The sequence below is a fragment of the Micromonospora sp. WMMB482 genome (assembly GCF_019038635.1).
In the GTDB taxonomy this organism is placed as follows: domain Bacteria; phylum Actinomycetota; class Actinomycetes; order Mycobacteriales; family Micromonosporaceae; genus Micromonospora; species Micromonospora marina.
The window spans coordinates 1,888,454-1,903,840 of the sequence record NZ_JAHOPD010000020.1; the positions used below are offsets into that span (position 1 = coordinate 1,888,454).

Sequence of the window (15,387 nt, forward strand, 5' to 3'; positions counted from 1 at the left end):
TGCTCAAATGATCACGAAACTTCTGGTTGCGAACCGGGGGGAGATCGCCCGCCGGGTGTTCGCCACCTGCCGCGCTCTCGGCGTGGGCACGGTCGCCGTGCACTCCGACGCGGACGCCGACGCGCCCTTCGTGGCCGACGCCGACCAGGCGGTACGGCTGCCGGGGAACACGCCGGCCGAGACGTACCTGCGCATCGACGCCGTCCTGGACGCGGCCCGGCGCTCCGGCGCGGATGCCGTCCACCCCGGCTACGGGTTCCTGGCCGAGAACGCCGAGTTCGCCGCGGCGGTGACCGACGCGGGCCTGACCTGGGTCGGGCCGTCGGCGAAGGCGATCGCCGCGATGGGCGACAAGATGGCCGCCAAGGCGCTGCTCGCCGACGCGGGCGTGCCGATGCTGCCCACCTGGACCGACCCGGCCGAGGTCACCGCGTTTCCGGTGCTGGTTAAGGCCGCGGCGGGCGGCGGTGGCCGGGGCATGCGGATCGTCCGCGACGCCGCCGGGCTGGCCGAGGCTGTCGCGGGTGCGCGCCGCGAGGCGGCGGCGGCGTTCGGCGACGGCACCGTCTTCATCGAGCGGTACGTGGAACGCGGCCGCCACGTCGAGGTGCAGATCTTCGGCGACACCCACGGCACCGTCGTGGCCCTCGGGGTACGCGACTGCTCGATCCAGCGCCGCCACCAGAAGATCGTCGAGGAGGCACCCGGTGTGCTGCCCGACGACGTGCGCGCGGCGCTGCACGAGGCGGCGGTGGCTGCCGGGCGGGCCGTCGGCTACGTCGGCGCGGGGACCGTGGAGTTCCTGCTCGCGCCGGACGGGCAGGTGCACTTCCTGGAGATGAACACCCGCCTCCAGGTGGAGCACCCGGTCACCGAGCTGACCACCGGGCTGGACCTGGTCCGGCTGCAACTGCTCGTCGCCGAGGGCGAGCCGCTGCCGGTCACCACCACGCCACCGGCCGAGGGCCACGCCATCGAGGTACGGCTGTGCGCCGAGGATCCGGCTCAGGGCTTCCGCCCGGCCACCGGCACGCTGCACCGGTTCGCGATCCCCGGGGTGGCAGCCGAGTTCGGTCCGGCCCGGGGGCTGCGCCTGGACTCGGGTGTGGTGGACGGCTCGACGGTGAGCGTGCACTACGACTCGATGCTGGCGAAGCTCGTCGCCTGGGCGCCCACCCGCACCGAGGCGGCCCGCGCCCTGGCCGGTGCGCTCGCCCGCGCCGAACTGCACGGCGTGGCCACCAACCGGGATCTGCTGGTCCGGGTGCTGCGCAGCGCGGAGTTCGCCGCCGTGGACGTCGACACCGGCTTCCTGGAGCGGCACCCGGAGGTGTTCGAACCGCTGCTGCCGGCGGAGCAGCTTCCGGTGGCGGCACTGGCGGCGGCGCTGTCCGGGGCCGCCGCGCGCCGGGCCGCCGCCCCGGTGCTCGCCGGGTTGCCGTCGGGCTGGCGCAACGTGCCGTCCTTCCCGCAGGTCACCCGCTTCACCGGTCCGGGTGACGAGGAGGTCGAGATCCACTACCGCCTCGACCGCACCGGCGCGCTCGCCGAGTGGGGAAGGAAGGGCCCCCTCTTAACGGATTCGGTAGAGGAAGGGGCCCCTGCTAACACCGACCTGCCGGTGGTCGAGCTGGTGACGGCCACCCCGGACCGCGTAGTGCTCGACGTGGACGGGGTGCGGCGGGCTTTCCGCGTACACCGGGTGGGGTCGTCTGTCTTCGTGGACGGCCCGGACGGGGCGGCGAGCCTCACCGAGCTGCCCCGCCTGCCCCTGCCCACAGCGGAGCTGGCAGCCGGGTCGCTGCTCGCGCCGCTGCCCGGCGCGGTGACCCGGGTGCACGTCGAGGTCGGTCAGCGGGTCGCCGCCGGTGACCTGCTGCTGACGCTGGAAGCGATGAAGCTCGAACATCCCGTGCTCGCCCCCGCCGACGGCGTGGTGACGGAGCTGCCGGTGCCGGCCGGCGGCCAGGTCGAGACGGGTGCCGTACTTGCCGTGGTGGACCCCGAGGAGGACGCGCAGTGAACTTCGACCTGACCCCCGAACAGGACCAGCTCCGCGATGCCGTCCGGGCGCTCGGCCGCCGATACGGCCATTCCTACTTCGTGTCCAAGGCGAAAGCGGGGCAACACACCACCGAGCTGTGGCACGAGGCCGGACGGCTGGGCTACCTGGGCGTGAACATCCCCACCGAGTACGGCGGCGGGGGCGGCGGCATCACCGAGCTGGCGCTGGTGTGCGAGGAACTGGCCGCGGCAGGCTGCCCGCTGCTGCTCCTGGTGGTCTCCCCCGCCATCGCCGCCACCGTGATCAACAAGCACGGCACGGAGGAGCAGCGCAAGAAGCACCTCCCCGGTCTCGCCGACGGCTCCCAGAAGATCGTCTTCGCGATCACCGAGCCGGACGCGGGCTCGAACTTCCACCGCCTCGCCACAGTGGCCCGCCGCGACGGCGACGACTGGCTGCTCAGCGGCCGGAAGATCTACATCTCCGGCGTGGACGAGGCCGGGCACGTGCTGGTGGTGGCACGCACCGAGGACTCCTCCACCGGAAAGTTGAAGCCGGCGCTGTTCATCGTGCCGACCGACGCGCCGGGCCTGGAGATGTCCAAGCTGGACATGGAGATCCTGTCGCCGGAGAACCAGTTCCTGCTCTTCCTGGACGACGTCCGGCTCCCCGCCGACGCGCTCGTCGGCGAGTCGCTCGACGCCGGGCTGCCCGCCCTGTTCGCCGGGCTCAACCCGGAGCGCATCACTGTCGCCGCGATGGGCGCCGGCACCGGCCGGTACGCGATCGAGAGGGCCAGCGACTACACGTCCACCCGCAAGGTGTGGGGCGGGCGTTCGATCGGCTCGCACCAGGGCGTCTCACACCCGCTGGCGCACGCGGCAGTGCAGGTCGAGCTGGCCCGCTTGATGATCCACAAGGCGGCCACGCTCTACGACGCGGGCCGCGACCTGGAAGCCGGCATCTCCGGCAACATGGCCAAGTACGCGGCGGGTGAGGCCGCGGCGCTCGCCGTCGACACCGCCGTCCAGGTGCTCGGCGGGGCGGGCATGACCACCGAGTACGGCGTGGCGACGCTGCTCGGCGCGGTACGTGCGGGCCGGATCGCCCCGGTCAGCCGCGAGATGATCCTCAACTTCGTCGCCCAGCACGTACTCGGCCAGGACAAGTCCTACTGATGGGATGGGCCCGGGGTACGGCGGGTGCCCGATCACCCGCCGTACCCCGGGGGTCCGTCAGCGGACGGTCAGCGTGCCGGCCGCCGGGCGCGGCGTCGCCACCGGCGGCAGCCGCTTCGGCTCGCCCGGGCTCGGCTCGCCCGCCCGGGCCAGCTCGCTCTTCGACGCGTCCGCCCGGCCGGCCGCCGCGTCCTCCCGGAACGGCTGCGCGTCACCGACGCAGATGGTGCCCTTGGCTGGCAGCTTGCCGGTGAGCAGGTACGCGTCGATCCGGCCGGTCACGCACGCCGAGGTGCCGTACGCGGTGTGGCCCCAGCTGTCGCTGCTCAGCAGGCGGCTGTTCGGCAGCAGCCTGGCCGAGCTGACCGCACCCTGGTAGTTGGTGGCCGGATCCCAGTAGTTGCCGACCACCAGCACCGGAGCGGCGGTGACCCGGTTGAACGGCCCGGTCCAGGCGTCCTCGTCCCGCACCGTCCAGGTGTTGCGGGCACAGGGCGCGGTGCCCCAGGCCCACGCCCGCCCGAAGTACGGCGCCCGCTTGTCCTCCTTCGCCGACAGCGCCGGCCAGGCGTCGGCGCTCCTCGGGTGGTACGCGTCGGTGCAGTCGACGGTCAGGAACGTCTCCAGGCTGTTGTCGTACGGGAAGTCGTACCCCCGCTGTTGCCGGGCCTGCGCGGCGCGGGCCGCGAGCGCCTTGCGGGCCGACGTGGTGGCGGCCTTGCCGGCGGCCGGGTCGGTCAGGGCCAGGAGCTGGACGGTGAGGTCGACGACCGACTGCCAGCCGTAGGGGTCGTAGAGCGCGCCGAGCGTGGCCCCGACGAAGTCGGCGTAGCTGACGGTGAAGGAGCCGAAGTCCGGATCCTCGATCACCACCGGCTTCTTGCGCAGCCGCTTGGCCACCGTCTCGTACGCGGCCAGCGGGTTTCCGGTGGCGGCGAGCGCGCACTGCTCGGCGCCGGCCTTGCCGCACCGGGCCAGGATCTCTCGCAGTGCCCGGTACGCGCCGTCGGCGCTGCGCAGTCGCGTCTCCTGGAGCTGGTTGCGGGCACTGCCCTGGCCGATCCAGGCGTTCGGGTCGAGCACGCCGTCGATGACCAGGGCGCGGAAGCGGTCCGGGAACATGTTGGCGTAGTACTGGCCCAGGGCGGTGCCGTAGCTGAACCCGAGGTAGCTGAGCCGCTTGTCGCCGACGGCCCGGCGCAGCACGTCCATGTCGCGGGCCACCTCGGCGGTGGAGGCCGCGCCGGTCAGCGGCTTGCCGGTGGTGGAGCACGCCTTGCCGACCGCCTTGGACGCGGCGACGTACGCCTTCTCCTCCGCCCTGGTCCACGGGAACGCGACGTTCAGCCCGGCGTACGCCCGGGTCTGGTCCTTCACCGAGCGGAAGCACTTGATGTTCTCGCTGGCCTCGACCCCGCGCGGGTCGACGCCGACGATGTCGAAGCGGTCGAGCAGGTCGTCGCCGAGGAAGTAGGGCGCGGCGAGCGCGATGCTCGTGCCGGAGCCACCCGGGCCACCCGGGTTGAGGAAGAGGCTGCCGACCTTGCGGTGCTGGTCGCGGGCCTTGACCCGCAGCAGCGCGACCTCGGTGATGGCGCCCTTCGGGTTGTCGTAGTCCAGCGGCAGCCGGACCGTGGCGCACTCGGCGTAGTCGTAGCAGGCGTACCAGTCGAGCTTCGGCGTCGGCACGCGGTCCACCCGGCGCGCCTCGGCGGCGCTGGTCCTGTCGTGCGCGGGTGGTTGCGGAGTGGCCGCCGCGGCGGGCGCGACGGCCGGTCCGGCGAGGAGGACGCCGGCGATCCCGGTTGCGGCCAGGGAACGGAATGAACGGGGCATGCGGCTGCCTTCCGTCGGGAACAGTGCCGTCGAGGAGACCTCGACCCCCGTCACTTTAGGGATCGACGGACACGTTAGCGGTCCCCAAACCTGGATCGATACGGCAAACGACCAGATGATGTAACGATTTTTTCTCGATCGTCGCTACTCGGGACTCCGAAGTGGAGCATCGCTGACGGGAAACCGTCTCATCCCGCCGGTTGACAGGTGGACGCGCTGGGCCATGCTTGTCGGGTGAGATCGTTCCCGAAGCCCGATGCGCGGGCGAAGGCCGTCGTCGCGTCCCTGGCGACGGTGACGGCGGTGGTGACCCTCGCCGCGTGGCGTCCGCCCGGCATCCTGTCGGTCGTGCTGGCCCTGGTCTGCGTCCTGCTCGCCATGATCACGGGAGTGACGATCACCGCCGCCCGCCAGCCCGGCGGCACCGGCGGGCCGACCCCGCAGGCCGAGAGCTGGCCGGTCCCCCACCAGGGGTACGGCGTGGACGCCGACACGCTGGAGACGCTCGATCCGCGTGCGGTGCGGAACCTGCGCACCCCGGCGGGCCAGCCGATCGACGCGGACACGCTGGAGACGCTGGACCCGCGGGTCGTTCGCGGCATGCGGGCGGCGACTGCGGTGGACGCCGACACGCTGGAGACGCTCGACCCGCGGTCGGTGCGGCAGGGACGGACCGTGAACGGGCTCAGCGACCGGTGAGCGTGGGGCCGGCGAGCGCGTTCACGCCCCGGCCCGCCAGACAGCGGTAGGTGCGGTCGGCCTCGGCCTCCGGCGGCAGCACCTCCAGGTTCCACCCGCTCGCCGACCTGCCACCGCTGATCAGCCGGAACGTGTCGGCGTTGCACACCCGCCGCACGGCCGGGTCGGCCGCCACCGTCTCGTGCCGGGCCCTGGCGAGACCGGCCGGCAGGTCACCGGCGGCGTAGGTCTCCCAGGTGTGCTGGCCGTCGCACGGCACCCGGCTCGCCTCGGCCCGGTCGCGGCGCAGGCGTACCGGGCCGAAGCACTCCAGCTCCGTCGCGCAGCGCGCCCCGGCGGGCAGCCGCACGTCGGCGGACGCGCAGCCGGGCACCGGCGCCGCCCCGGCCACGCCGCTGGGCGCCGGTGTCGGCGCGACAGGCGGCGTGTGCCCGGCGGCCACCCAGCCACCCCCGGCCGAGGCGGCGAGCGCCAGCACCCCGGCGCCGCCGAGGAACCAGCGCTTGGGCCAGCGCCGGGCACGCGAGGCCGCCGTCGGGTGGTCGTCGTCGGCCGGCGGTCGCGGATTCGGCCCGCCGGTGTGGTGGAACCGGTCGCCGGTGGCGCCGTCGTACCGGCCGCCGGTCGCCGGGGCGCCGTCCAGCGGCAGCGCGGCGAGCAGGCTACGCAGCTCGACCGCGGAGGGCCGCCCACCCGGGTCGTTCGACATGCCCAACCGGAGTACGTCGATCAGCTCGCCGGGCACGCCGGGCAGGCCCGGGATCGGCTGCTGGAACATCTCCAGCACGGTGACCAGACTCGGGTTACGTTCGGAGTGCCAGCGCGGCGGACGGCCGTACATGACGGCGTAGAGCGTGGCGCACAGCGAGTAGACGTCGACGGCGGGCGTGGGCGGGCTGTGGTTGAACGTCTCCGGGGGCGCGTACGCCGGGGTGAGCGCCTCCAGCATCACCGAGGAGTCACGGAACTCGGCGAGCACCGCCAGACCGAAGTCGGCCAGGACCGCCGGGTTGAACTCGGAGTGCAGGATGTTCGCCGGCTTGACGTCGCGGTGCAGGACGCCCGCCGCGTGCGAGTGGGCCAGCGCGTCGGCGATCTTCACGCCGAGGTCGCGGGTCTCCGCCGGGCCCAGCGGCGAGGTGCGCATCCGCTCGGCGTACGAGCCGTCGCACAGTTCCATGATGAGGTAGGGGTGCTGGTCGACGGTGACCCCGACGTCGAACAGGTCCACCACGTGCGGGTGCGACGACATCCGCCCGGCGGCACGGGCCTCGCGCAGGAAGCGGGCCTGGTCGCGTTCGCTGTCAAGCGTGCGGTTCTCGATCTTGACCGCGACCTCGCGCCCCACCGAGATCTGGGTGGCCCGGTAGATGGTGGCGTACCCGCCCCGGGCGAACACCTCAAGATCGGTCAGACCGGGCACGATGGGCAGCCGCAGGGCGCCGGGCGGGGTCTCGGTCACGACTCGAAAATACCCAACGATCCGGACCCGTCAGCGCGCCGCGTCGGTGGCCGGCACCGGACCCGGGACGGAGTCGTCAGGGGCGGCACCCGCCCGGCGGGCGTCCCACCACAGACCGGCCGCCGTCGCGACGGCGCCCAGCCCCTCCCACGCGGCGACCGCGAAGAAGCGGTCCGGCGCGACGTCGGAGAGCACCGCGATGGTGAACACGGTGAAGGTGACCAGGCGGAACCACACCGTGAAGCGGTAGAACGGCCGCCACTCGGTGGCGACGGCGAGCAGGTAGTAGACCCCCATGTTGAACGAGGCCATCGAGGACGCGGTGAGGAACGTGCCGGTGTAGTCGCCCGCAGCACGCTCGGACGGCACCTCGAAGCCGAGCAGGCGCAGCTGCGTCTCCGGCCAGATCAGACCGAGCGCGCCGAGCAGCAGCGCGAGGAGCCCGAAGACCGCGATCGTCCAGCCGGCGCCCGAGCGCGGCAGCCTCATCGTTCCTCCCCAGCGTGGTCTGCCGGTGACGCACGCGCGCACCGGAAGGCGAGAGTCGATCCACGACTGTCGCCGCCCCACGCTAACCGGCTCCACCGACGAACACATCCCCGGAACCGTCAGAACAAGGGCGGTCAGCCGCCGGAGAGGCGGACCCGCAAGGCGTCCGCGACGATCCGCTCACTGCGCTGCTCGGTGGCGTACGCGAGGCGTACCGCCTCCTCCGCGTTCGTCAGTGCCTCGGCCCGGCGGCCGCAGGCGTCCAGCGCCTCGGCCAGCACCAGCAGCGCCACCACCTGGCTGCGTACGTCCTCGGCCGGGGCGGTGATCGACCGTTGCGCCCAGTCGAGCGCCTGCTCGCGCTGGCCGTGGGCGAGCAGCGCGGCGGCGTACCGGGCCATCGTCTGCCGCCGGGAGAACAGCAGCGACGGCGCGTTCGCCGCACCGGTCGCGACCGGTGCGAGCAGCCCCACAGCGGTGCCCGGGTCACCCGCCGCGAGCCGGGCCATGGCGAGCAGCACCCGCGGCGCGACCTGGGCCGGCGCCTGGGGGTTGTGCGGCTCCACCCGGGTCAGCACCGACCGCGCCTCCCGCTCGGCGGTCTCGTGGTCGCCCATGTCCAGCGCCACGAAGCCGCGCAGCGTGCCGGCCATGCCGGTGAGCAGCGGGTGGGTGGTCCGGTCGGCGTATTCGAGCGCCTCGGTGAACAGGTCGGCCGCGTGTTCCGGCTCGCCCAGCCCGCGCGCCACCACCCCGCGCACCACCAGCGCGAAACCCTGCCCCCAGTCGTCGCCCACCTCGGCGAAGTCCCGGTACGCGCGCCGCGCGGCCCGGTCCGCCTCGGCCAGATCGCCCAGCTCGGCGGTCGCGTACGCCTCGACCGCGCGCAGCGTCCCCACCGCCCACGCCTCGCCGACCCGCTCCCCGAACGGCAGGAACACCCGCGCCAGCCGGCACGCCTCCCGTAGCCGGCCGGCGAGCAGCCGGGCGAACGCGGTGGTGCCGCGCAGCCAGGCCCGCCCGTACGGATCCTTCAGCTCGGCGAAGAGCCGGGCGGCCCGGCCGAGCACCGCGTCGGTGCCGGCGAAGTCGCCCCGGGTGGTGGTCACCCAGGCCAGGTTCTGCAACGACCAGGCCTGCCCCCGGGGATCCCGCGCGGCCAGACTGACCTGGTACGACGCGGCCAGCCGGCTGCTCGCCTGCCCGAGCCGGCCGGCGATGAAGTCGGCCATGCCGAGCCGCCGCATCGCCGAGGCCCGCAGTGTGGGCAGGTCGGCTTCGGTGGCCACCTGCAACGCCTCCTGCCAGTTGCACTCGGCCCGCTCGGCGTCGCCGAGGGTCTGCTGGGCCTGCCCGGCGAGTAGCAGCGCCGCGGTCCGGGTGGCCGGGTCGCCGGTGTTCGCGGCGATCTTCTCGGCGAACGCCAGCGCGTCGGCCGGGCGGCCGATCTGGAGCAGGGCCCGGGCGTGCACCACCCGGTCGGCCGGTGGCACCCCGTCGCGGGCCAGCTCGGCCGCGCGTTCGGCGTACTCGACCGCCAGCGCCGGCTCCCCCGACCGCAGCGACCGGCGGGCGGCCCGGCCCAGCGCGGCCACGCCCAGCGGGGTGACCGCCCGGGCCGGTGCGTCCGGGCGCAGCTTGACCGCGTCGGCGAGCGCTGTGGCCCGCTCCACGTGCTCGGCGACGAAGTCGTCCCGGGCGGCCTCGGTGAACGCGCCCCCCGGCGCGACACCGGTCTCGTCGACGCTCTCCGGTGCGGCCCAGCGGGCCAGCGCCGCGTGCCGCTCCGCCAGCTCGGCCTTGCTCACCCCGGCGTACGCGGCCTCCCGCATCAGCGGGGTGGCGAAGGCGAACCCGCTGCGGGTGCGGTGCAGCATGCGCCGTTGCAGCAGCTCCTCCACGGCCCGGTCCAGCTCGACGGCGGCCACCGCGGCGGGCCGCCCGTCCCGTCCGACCCGCTGCTCCCGCAACGCCTCCAGCGCGCCCGCCGGCACCGTGTCGCCCACCACGGCGGCGTCGCGCAGCGCCGATCGGGCGTTCGGCGGCAGCGCGTCGATACGCGCCGCGAGCACCGCGGCCAGGTCCCGGGAGAGCAGCCGGCTGCCGAGCGAGCCGGGGGCGAGTCGCCAGCCGACATCAGCGCCCCGGCCCGGCCCGGCGGTGAGCGCCCCGCGCTCCATCAGCAGCGTGACCAGCTCGGCCAGGTAGAACGGGTTGCCCTGCGCGGTGGCGAGCAGCCGGTCCGCGTCGGTCTGGGGCATGCGGCCACCGGACAGGTAGCTGGTGAGCAGCCGGGACGCGTCAGCGCCGCGCAGCGGCGGCAGCGCGTGCACCTCGGCGTCCGCGACGCGGGTCAGCGCGCCGGCGGTCCGGACCAGCTCGGGGCGGCCGAGCAGCAGCACCAGCACCGGCCCGCTGAGCCGGTTGAGGGTCAGCGCCAGCGCCTTGAGCGTCTCGGCGGTGGCGTCGTGCAGGTCGTCCACCACGATCACCAGCGGCGCCTCACCGGCGAGCGCGCTGAGCAGATCCGCCACCGCCGTCGGCACCGCTTCGTCGTCCGGCGGGGGACTGGCCGCGTTCCACTCGCCGTTCTCCGCGGCGGGCGGGAGTTCGGCGTACCCGAGCAGGGCCAGGAGCTGGTCCACGGCGATCGCCGGCGGGTCACCGGGGAGCCGGGACAGGCGCTGGCCGAGGCGGCGCAGCCGCTCCTCGACGGCCGGCCGGGTGACGGCGGTGGCCGCGTCGCCGGGCAGGCCCACGGCGGCCCGGACCAGATCGGCCAGCGGGGCCAGCCGGCGGCGCTCGCCGAACGCCTCGCAGCGCACCGAGAGCACCCGGGCGCCGGTGTGCGCCGCGTACCGCCCGGCGCCGACGTCGTAGCCGGCGGCGAGGCGTTCCACCTCGGCCGCGAACCGGGACTTGCCGATTCCCGCCTCGGCGGTCATCAGCAGCACCCGGGGCTCGCCCCGGTCGATCACCTCGGCGAGCCGGCCGGCGACCCGGCCGATCTCCGTCTCCCGGCCCACGAACGGCGCCTCGTCGCCGAGGCCGGACCGGGTGCCGGGCGCGTCGAGCAGGCCCAGCAGCTCGTACGCCTCGACCGGTTCCCGCTTGCCCTTGAGCCGCAGCGGGCGCAGCGCCCGCCAGGAGGCGACGTGCCGGGTGGCGGCGGAGGTGCGCGCCCCGGCGTAGACCGCGCCGACCGCGGCGGCGTCGGCCAGCCGGGCGGCGGTGTTCACCGTGTCGCCGATGACCGTGTACTCGATCGCCGCCTGGATGCCGGCGATCACGTCTCCGGTGTTGAGGCCGACGCGCAGGCCGAGCGGCGCGCCGCCGCCGCGCTCGTCGTCGAGCACCCGCCGCACCGCGCGCTGCATGGACAGCGCCGCGCGGACCGCCCGCTCGGCGTCGTCCTCGTGCGCGACCGGGGCGCCGAAGACCGCCATGATCCCGTCGCCGGTGAGCTTGTCGACGTGCCCGCCGAACGTCTTGACCGCGCCCGCGAGGGCCGCCAGCACCCGGTCGGTGACCGCGCCGACCCGTTCCGGGTCCAGGTCCTCCGACCAGGAGGTGAAGTCGGACAGGTCGCCGAAGAGCACAGTCACCACGCGGCGCTCGGCGGCGGGCAGCGTGGCGGCGGCCGGCAGCGCCGCCCCGCAGTTGTGGCAGAACCGCGCCCCGGGCACGGCGACGGTTCCGCACACCGGGCAGGTCACGGCTGCTCCACTCCGAGGTGTTCGAGCTGGGCCCGGACCGACCACTCGGCGGCCCACCACAGCGACCTGTCGACGTCGGCGTAGACCACGGCGACCACCTCGGCCGCGGTGGTGGCGCCCGCGGCGACGGCGGCGCGCACCTGGTCCAGCCGGGCCCGCCGGTGGGCCAGGTAGAAGTCGGCCGCCACGCCGCAGTCGGCCAGCGCCGGGCCGTGGCCCGGCAGCGCCGGGATCCCCCGGTACGTGGAGAGCAGCTCCAGGCTCGACAGGTAGTCGCCGAGGTGCCCGTCCGGGTGGGCGACCACTGTGGTGCCCCGGCCGAGGATGGTGTCACCGGTCAGCACCACGTGCTCGCCGTCGTGCGCGGCGAACAGGCACACCGAGTCGGCGGTGTGCCCGGGGGTGGGCAGCAGTCGCAGGTCGAGCCCCACGTCGAGGGTGGTGCCGGCGGTGAGCGGTTCACCTCCGGCGGTGTGCGCCGGGTCGGCGGCGAGCACCGGTACGCCGTCGAGCAGCTCGCGCAGCCGGGGCGCGCCCTCGGTGTGGTCGGCGTGGCCGTGCGTGATCAGCACGAGCCCGACCGGCCCGTGCGCCGCGATCGCGGCCAGGTGCCCCTCGTCGGCGGGCCCCGGGTCGACCACGACGGCGGGCGCGTCCGGCCCGGCCCGCAGCACCCAGGTGTTCGTCCCGTCGAGGGTCATCGGCCCCGGGTTCGGCGCACGCAGCAACGTCACCCACCCCGGCAGCCCGTCCGCAAGCGCCCCCGCCGCACCGGCCATACGCCCACCCATGGCTGCGATCGTACGACTCCGCCCGCCGCTCCCCGCGATCTTGCAGTTCCGGCCCGCGCTTTGTCCCCGTCTGGGGCTTCTGCCGGGGCCACAACCGCAAGATCGCGGGCGCGAGGATCACGCGACCTCGACGATGACCTCTACCTCTACCGGGGCGTCGAGGGGGAGTTCGGCCACGCCCACGGCGCTGCGGGCGTGGCGGCCGGCCTCGCCGAACACGGCGCCGAGCAGGTCGGAGGCGCCGTTGATCACGCCGGGCTGGCCGGTGAAGCCGGGTGCGCTGGCCACGAAGCCGGTCAGCTTCACGACCTTGACCACGTTCTCCAGCCCGACCAGCGCGTCGATCGCGGCGAGCGCGTTGAGCGCGCACCGCTGCGCCAGATCCTTCGCCTGCTCGGCCGAGACGCCGTTGCCGACCTTCCCGGTGGCGAGCAGCTTGCCCTCGGCCATCGGCAGCTGGCCGGACACGTAGACGTGCTGCCCCGACTGGACGGCCGGCACGTAGCTGGCCACCGGCGGCACCACCTCGGGCAGTTCGAGGCCGAGCTCGGCGAGCTTCGCGTGGGGTCCGTTGCTCATCGAGGTCAGCCCTTCGGACGCTTCAGGTACGCGACGAGCTGCTCCGGGTTCGGGCCGGGGACCACGGAGACCAGTTCCCAGCCGTCCTCGCCCCAGTTGTCGAGAATCTGCTTGGTCGCGTGGACCAGCAGCGGCACCGTGGCGTATTCCCACTTCTGCATCGGAGGAGGGCTCCCTTGCCTGACTTGGACTTCGGTCAGGCACAGCCTACGGTCCGCCGCCGTCACCAGGACGCGGGACGCGGCTCCGGCGGGTACGGCGGCTCGCCGCACGGGCCCTCGTGCTCGAAGCGTTGCGGGCACCGGCTGCGGTCGGGCAGCAGCAGGTCGCAGAAGACCCGGTGCCTGTTGTTCTGGTCGTCGGCGGTGGAGACGGTGGTCTCGCCCGCGTCCAGCTCCACCAGGAAGCCCAGTGAGGTGGCCACGGTACCGGCGAGCGCGGTGGCCGCCGCCAGGTCGGGCACCCGGACCTGGAGATGGATGACGTATGCGGGCTCGTCCTCGTCCCGTACCGTCCCGCCGGAACGGGGAAGCGTCCGAACCGCCTCGGCCGCCGGGCCGTAGGACCGTTCGTTCAGCGACGCGCCCGGCCCCTCGCCCGGCCGTCCGGCCCGGTCACCGGGGAACTGGGCTCGGGGACTGTTCTCCGCGTCGCGCATCCGTCGCCTCCGGGCATCGTACCTGTTCACCAATACCGCCGTCCGGCTCGGAGCCGTCCGGCGGCCCGGCTCTCCGCGTCGGGGAAGAACGTAGATCCTGCGACAAGTCCCGGCAACGGGACGCGCACATCTCGTCACGTCCAGTCACATTTGCGACACAAGGCTGGTCGGGAACACGGTGGCCGTTCCCGCCCGGCGGGGCGCGTACGCGGGGCTGGCAACCGCCCCGCCGACCGATACCCTTCCGGACTGGACGCGCGCAGACGCGCGCCCGCACACCTCGACCCGTGCCCGTCGCCTGGGGCGGCGACGGGAGCCGCAACCCGGGGGGAGACAGATGACCCAACCGCCCGCCGATGGCGACACCGGCACGCCCGGCGACCCGAATCCGCAACCGCCGCCCACCGGCGGCGCGCCGCCGGGACTCGCACCCGCAGCACTCGCAGCCGGTCCGCCGCCGGCATACCCGTCCGAACCCCAGCCGCGCAGGCGACCGGCGGTGCTGATCGTCTCGCTGGTGCTGGCCGCCGCCGTCCTGCTCTGCGGCGGCGGGGGCACTGCCGCGTTCCTCGCCCTGCGCGACAGCGAGGACGGCCAGGGCGCGAAGGAGCCGCAGGTCGCGGTGGACGGCTTCCTCAAGGCCGTCTACCAGGAACGCGACGCCGAGAAGGCGGCCGCGTTCGTCTGCTCCGCGGCCCGCGACGACGAGAAGATCACCACCAAGGTCGCCGAGGTGCAGAAGTACGTCGGGCAGTACCAGAACCCCCGGTTCCGCTGGCCCACCCCGACCGTCGACAACCAGACCGGGGACCGGGCCACCGTCTCCGCCCGGGTGACCATGACCACCGCCGACGAGAAGGTCGCCGAGCAGGCGCTGCGCTTCACGGTGGTGCGGAAGACGGGTTGGTGGGTCTGCGAGGTCGGCTGATCCCACCGGCCGGACAGGGCTGGTCCCGACGGCTGGTTAGGCTCGACGGGTGGCAGCGAGTGAGCAGCCGGCCGAGTCAGCCGGCAGATGGCCGGCCCGCCTGCACGTGGTGACCGGCAAGGGCGGCACGGGAAAGACGAGCGTGGCCGCCGCGCTGGCCCTCGGCCTGGCCGCCGGGGGCCGGCGCACCCTGCTGGTCGAGGTGGAGGGCCGGCAGGGCATCGCCCAGCTCTTCGGCACCGACCCGTTGCCGTACGAGGAACGGCACCTCGCCGACGCGCCCGGCGGCGGTGAGGTGCGGGCGCTGGCGGTCGACGCCGAGGAGGCGCTCCTCGAGTACCTGGACATGTTCTACAAGCTCGGCGCCGCCGGCCGGGCGCTGCGCAAGCTCGGTGCGATCGACTTCGCCACCACGATCGCGCCGGGCCTGCGCGACGTGCTGCTCACCGGCAAGGTCAAGGAGGCGACCACCCGGACCAGCGGGTCGCGCCGGACGTACGACGCGGTGGTGCTGGACGCGCCACCGACCGGGCGGATCGGCCGCTTCCTGAACGTGACGGCGGAGACCGCCCGGCTGGCGAAGGTCGGCCCGATCAAGACCCAGAGCGAGGGCGTCTCCGCGCTGCTCCGGTCGCCGATGACCGCTGTGCACGTGGTCACGCTGCTGGAGGAGATGCCGGTCCAGGAGACGCTCGACGCGGTGGCCGAGCTGACCCAGCTCGGTTTCCCGGTCGGCCGCGTGATCGTCAACGGCGTCCGCCCGCCGGTGCCGGCCGGGCGGGCGGTGACCGCGGCCGAGTTGAAGCGCGGGCTGGCCGCCGCCGGCCTGCCGGCCGACGGCCCGACCGTGGCCGGGCTCGTCGAGGAGGCGCGCGACCAGCAGGTACGCCGTGAGCTGGAGGACTCCCTCCGGGGTGACCTGGTGGATCTCGGTCTGCCCCTGGTCGAGCTGCCACTGCTGCCCGAGGGGGTCGACCGGGCCGGGCTGGAGACGCTCGCCGAGGCCCTCGTCCGGGCGGATTGACTCACACCTGCGGCCGGCACGG

Annotated in this window: 13 protein-coding genes; 5 read left to right on the top strand and 8 right to left on the bottom strand. The window is 74.4% G+C overall.

The features are described from left to right. Window positions 1-7: 7 nt before the first annotated feature. Together KSK32_RS09780 and KSK32_RS09785 are read left to right on the top strand one after the other, a co-directional pair. Entirely contained in the window at window positions 8-2,023 is a 2,016-nt protein-coding gene (locus KSK32_RS09780; protein ID WP_216930594.1) for a biotin carboxylase N-terminal domain-containing protein, read from the top strand. Beyond that, window positions 2,020-3,183: an acyl-CoA dehydrogenase family protein gene (locus tag KSK32_RS09785; RefSeq protein ID WP_216930596.1), complete on the top strand. Its 1,164-nt coding sequence runs from the start codon at window positions 2,020-2,022 to the stop codon at window positions 3,181-3,183. Before KSK32_RS09780 ends, KSK32_RS09785 begins: the two co-directional genes overlap by 4 nt. Before the next feature lie 57 nt (window positions 3,184-3,240). Here the strand turns inward: KSK32_RS09785 and KSK32_RS09790 are convergent, their stop codons facing one another. Then, the gene (locus tag KSK32_RS09790; protein ID WP_216930598.1) at window positions 3,241-5,019 is read right to left on the bottom strand and encodes an alpha/beta hydrolase; all 1,779 of its coding nucleotides are present in this window, start codon (window positions 5,017-5,019) and stop codon (window positions 3,241-3,243) included. A 234-nt stretch (window positions 5,020-5,253) separates the two neighbouring features. Here KSK32_RS09790 and KSK32_RS09795 point away from each other — a divergent pair, with 234 nt between their 5' ends. Next, window positions 5,254-5,718, top strand: a complete 465-nt coding sequence (locus KSK32_RS09795) for a hypothetical protein (protein WP_216930600.1) — start codon at window positions 5,254-5,256, stop codon at window positions 5,716-5,718. Here KSK32_RS09795 and KSK32_RS09800 read toward each other — a convergent pair. The 7 genes from KSK32_RS09800 to KSK32_RS09830 all read right to left on the bottom strand — a co-directional run bounded on the left by KSK32_RS09800 (window position 5,705) and on the right by KSK32_RS09830 (window position 13,413). After that, window positions 5,705-7,180 (bottom strand): serine/threonine-protein kinase, encoded by a 1,476-nt coding sequence (locus tag KSK32_RS09800; RefSeq protein ID WP_216930602.1) that lies wholly within the window; start codon window positions 7,178-7,180, stop codon window positions 5,705-5,707. The two genes, KSK32_RS09795 and KSK32_RS09800, sit on opposite strands and share 14 nt — an antisense overlap. Window positions 7,181-7,210: 30 nt before the next feature. Then, entirely contained in the window at window positions 7,211-7,669 is a 459-nt protein-coding gene (locus KSK32_RS09805; RefSeq protein ID WP_216930604.1) for a hypothetical protein, read from the bottom strand. A 134-nt stretch (window positions 7,670-7,803) separates the two neighbouring features. Then, window positions 7,804-11,385 (bottom strand): adenylate/guanylate cyclase domain-containing protein, encoded by a 3,582-nt coding sequence (locus KSK32_RS09810; protein WP_216930606.1) that lies wholly within the window; start codon window positions 11,383-11,385, stop codon window positions 7,804-7,806. Beyond that, window positions 11,382-12,176 carry an MBL fold metallo-hydrolase gene (locus KSK32_RS09815; RefSeq protein ID WP_374226700.1) on the bottom strand — a complete coding sequence of 265 codons (795 nt, stop codon included), beginning with the start codon at window positions 12,174-12,176 and terminating at the stop codon, window positions 11,382-11,384. The genes KSK32_RS09810 and KSK32_RS09815 overlap by 4 nt, the downstream gene beginning before the upstream one ends. Window positions 12,177-12,293: 117 nt before the next feature. After that, complete coding sequence (locus KSK32_RS09820; protein WP_216930608.1) at window positions 12,294-12,755, bottom strand: RidA family protein; 462 nt, start codon at window positions 12,753-12,755, stop codon at window positions 12,294-12,296. A 5-nt stretch (window positions 12,756-12,760) separates the two neighbouring features. Beyond that, on the bottom strand, window positions 12,761-12,916 hold the full coding sequence (locus tag KSK32_RS09825; RefSeq protein ID WP_013289021.1) for a DUF4177 domain-containing protein: 156 nt from the start codon (window positions 12,914-12,916) through the stop codon (window positions 12,761-12,763). Between the two features lie 62 nt (window positions 12,917-12,978). After that, a complete protein-coding gene (locus tag KSK32_RS09830; RefSeq protein WP_216930610.1) occupies window positions 12,979-13,413 on the bottom strand; it encodes a hypothetical protein in 435 nt (144 codons plus the stop codon). A gap of 337 nt (window positions 13,414-13,750) precedes the next feature. Here KSK32_RS09830 and KSK32_RS09835 point away from each other — a divergent pair, with 337 nt between their 5' ends. Continuing rightward, window positions 13,751-14,341 carry a hypothetical protein gene (locus tag KSK32_RS09835; RefSeq protein ID WP_216930612.1) on the top strand — a complete coding sequence of 197 codons (591 nt, stop codon included), beginning with the start codon at window positions 13,751-13,753 and terminating at the stop codon, window positions 14,339-14,341. Window positions 14,342-14,390: 49 nt separating this feature from the next. Further along, window positions 14,391-15,365: an ArsA-related P-loop ATPase gene (locus KSK32_RS09840; protein ID WP_216930613.1), complete on the top strand. Its 975-nt coding sequence runs from the start codon at window positions 14,391-14,393 to the stop codon at window positions 15,363-15,365. The last annotated feature ends 22 nt before the right edge of the window (window positions 15,366-15,387 follow it).

Excerpts from the sequence above, each read along its gene's own strand:
- KSK32_RS09830 (WP_216930610.1), bottom strand. The coding sequence starts at position 13,413 with ATGCGCGACGCGGAGAACAGTCCCCGAGCCCAGTTCCCCGGTGACCGG.
- KSK32_RS09805 (WP_216930604.1), bottom strand. The coding sequence starts at position 7,669 with ATGAGGCTGCCGCGCTCGGGCGCCGGCTGGACGATCGCGGTCTTCGGG.
- KSK32_RS09780 (WP_216930594.1), top strand. The coding sequence starts at position 8 with ATGATCACGAAACTTCTGGTTGCGAACCGGGGGGAGATCGCCCGCCGG.
- KSK32_RS09835 (WP_216930612.1), top strand. The coding sequence starts at position 13,751 with ATGACCCAACCGCCCGCCGATGGCGACACCGGCACGCCCGGCGACCCG.
- KSK32_RS09790 (WP_216930598.1), bottom strand. The coding sequence starts at position 5,019 with ATGCCCCGTTCATTCCGTTCCCTGGCCGCAACCGGGATCGCCGGCGTC.
- KSK32_RS09815 (WP_374226700.1), bottom strand. The coding sequence starts at position 12,176 with ATGGGTGGGCGTATGGCCGGTGCGGCGGGGGCGCTTGCGGACGGGCTG.
- KSK32_RS09825 (WP_013289021.1), bottom strand. The coding sequence starts at position 12,916 with ATGCAGAAGTGGGAATACGCCACGGTGCCGCTGCTGGTCCACGCGACC.
- KSK32_RS09820 (WP_216930608.1), bottom strand. The coding sequence starts at position 12,755 with ATGAGCAACGGACCCCACGCGAAGCTCGCCGAGCTCGGCCTCGAACTG.